1 protein-coding gene is annotated in these 2,571 nt (G+C 71.6%); it reads left to right on the top strand.

The genetic code is table 11. The features are described from left to right. Positions 1–2,571: SDR family NAD(P)-dependent oxidoreductase (locus ACWD1Z_RS37110; protein ID WP_451125286.1), on the top strand; the 2,571-nt coding region annotated here is incomplete at both ends.

Below are 2,571 nucleotides of genomic sequence, written 5' to 3'. Positions count from 1 at the left end.
CTGGAGCCGTTGCCGGTGCGGGCGTGGGATGTGCGCAGGGCGCCGGATGCCTTCCGGTTCATCAGCCAGGCGAAACATGTCGGCAAGGTCGCTCTCACCATGCCGGTGCCGGTGGATCCGGACGGGACGGTTCTGGTCACTGGTGGTACGGGGACTCTGGGTGCGTTGCTCGCCCGTCATCTGGTCACTGCGTACGGCGTTCGGAACCTGCTGTTGACCAGTCGTAGGGGGCTGGAGACGCCGGGTGCACCGGAACTTGCTTCTGAGTTGCGGCAGTTGGGGGCGGCGGTCGAAGTGGCGGCCTGTGACGCCGCGGACCGTGATCAGCTCGCGGCCCTGCTGGACGGCCGTAGGCTCACCGGTGTCGTCCACGCGGCCGGTGTCCTGTCCGACGGGCTGGTCACCGCCGTTACCCCGGAGCAACTGGCCACGGTCTGGCGGCCCAAGGCGCAGGCCGCCCTGCATCTGCACGAACTGACCCAAGAGTCCGACCTCGCGTTCTTCGCGCTGTACTCGTCGGTGTCGGGTGTACTGGGCGGTGCCGGGCAGGCCAACTACGCCGCCGCCAACACCTTCCTGGACGCCCTCGCCCATCGCCGCCGCGCCCAGGGACTGCCCGCAACCTCCCTTGCCTGGGGTCTGTGGGAGCAGGCCAGTGCCATGACGGGCGAGCTGGACCTCGCGGATCGTCGGCGGCTGAGCCGGATGGGTCTGGCGCCGCTGTCGTCGGAGGAGGCGCTGGCTCTGCTGGACCGGGCTCTGGCCTCCGCCGAGCCCGCTCTCGTGCCCGCCCGCCTTGACCTGGCCGGTCTGCGCGGCTCGGAGGCCGTGCCTGCCGTACTGCGCGGGCTCGTCCGCCCTGCGACCACCCGCCGCACCGCCGACACGACAGCAGGAGGCCAGGGCTCGGGCGGGCTGGTCGAGACCTTCGCGGGGCTGAGTCGTGCTGAGCGGGAACGGCGGCTCGTGGAGCTGGTGCGGGCCCATGTCGCCGCCGTACTGGGGCATGCCTCCGAGCAGTCCGTCGACCCCGAACGCTCCTTCAAGGAGCAGGGCTTCGACTCGCTCACCGCCGTCGAACTCCGCAACCGGCTCACCGCCGCCACGGCGCTGCGTCTGCCCACCGCGATCGTCTTCGATCACCCCACCCCGGCTCGTCTCGCCGGTCACCTGCACACCGAGCTGTGGGGTACGGAGGGGGCGCCGGCCGTCACCACCGCCCCTTCGGCCGTGGCGGCGGACGAGCCGATCGCGATCGTCGGCATGGCCTGCCGCTACCCCGGCGGCGTGGCTTCGCCCGAGGACCTGTGGCGGCTGGTCACCGAGGGCGCCGACGCCGTCGGGGACTTCCCCGGTGACCGCGGCTGGGACCTGGACGCGCTCTATCACCCGGACCCCGCGCACCCCGGCACCACCTACACTCGCCAGGGCGGATTCCTGTACGACGCGGCCGAGTTCGACCCGCACCTCTTCGGCATCGCGCCGCGCGAGGCGCTGGCCATGGACCCGCAGCAGCGGCTCCTCCTGGAAACCGCCTGGGAGGCGGTCGAGCGTGCGGGCATCGCCACCACGTCGCTGAAGGGGTCGAACAGCGGCGTCTTCGTCGGTGCCGGATACCCGAGTTATCTGGTCGACTTGGAGCGCACGCCGGATGTCGTCGAGGGATTCTCCCTGACGGGCAACGCGGCGAGCGTCGTCTCCGGCCGCCTCTCCTACACCTTCGGGCTTGAGGGTCCGGCGGTCACGGTCGATACGGCCTGCTCGTCGTCGCTGGTGGCGTTGCACCTGGCGGTCCAGTCGCTGCGCGGCGGCGAGTGCGACCTCGCCCTGGCGGGCGGTGTGACGGTGATGCCGAGCCCCGGACTCTTCCTGGAGTTCAGCCGACAGCGCGGGCTCTCGGCGGACGGCCGCTGCAAGCCCTTCGCGGCCGCCGCCGACGGAACGGGCTGGTCGGAGGGTGTCGGTGTGCTCGTCGTCGAGCGGCTCTCCGACGCCCTCGCCAAGGGACACCGGGTCCTCGCCGTGGTGCGCGGTTCGGCGATCAACCAGGACGGTGCGTCCAACGGCCTTACGGCGCCCAACGGTCCGTCCCAGCAACGCGTCATCCGTGCCGCGCTCGCCAACGCCGGGGTCTCGGCCGCCGAGGTGGATGCGGTGGAGGCGCACGGTACGGGCACGACACTGGGTGACCCGATCGAGGCCGACGCCCTGCTGGCCACCTACGGGCAAGGGAGGTATGAGGAACGGCCGTTGTGGCTGGGGTCGGTGAAGTCGAACATCGGGCACACCCAGGCCGCGGCCGGTGTGGCGGGCGTCATCAAGATGGTGATGGCCCTGCGCGCGGGCGTACTGCCCAAGACACTGCACGTGGATGAGCCGACCCCGCACGTCGACTGGACGGCGGGCGGCGTCGAGCTGCTGACCGCTCCGGTGGAGATACGTCCCGAGGGCCGCCCCGGCCGGGCCGGCGTGTCCGCCTTCGGCATCTCCGGGACGAATGCGCACGTGATCCTGGAGGAGGCGCCGGTCGAGGCCGAGTTGGGTCCGGTGGTGGTCTCCGGTCCTGAGGGG

Source organism: Streptomyces sp. NPDC002784 (assembly GCF_053592135.1).
Note: the sequence above shows the minus strand (reverse complement) of the source record. Positions and strands in the feature narration are given on the sequence as shown.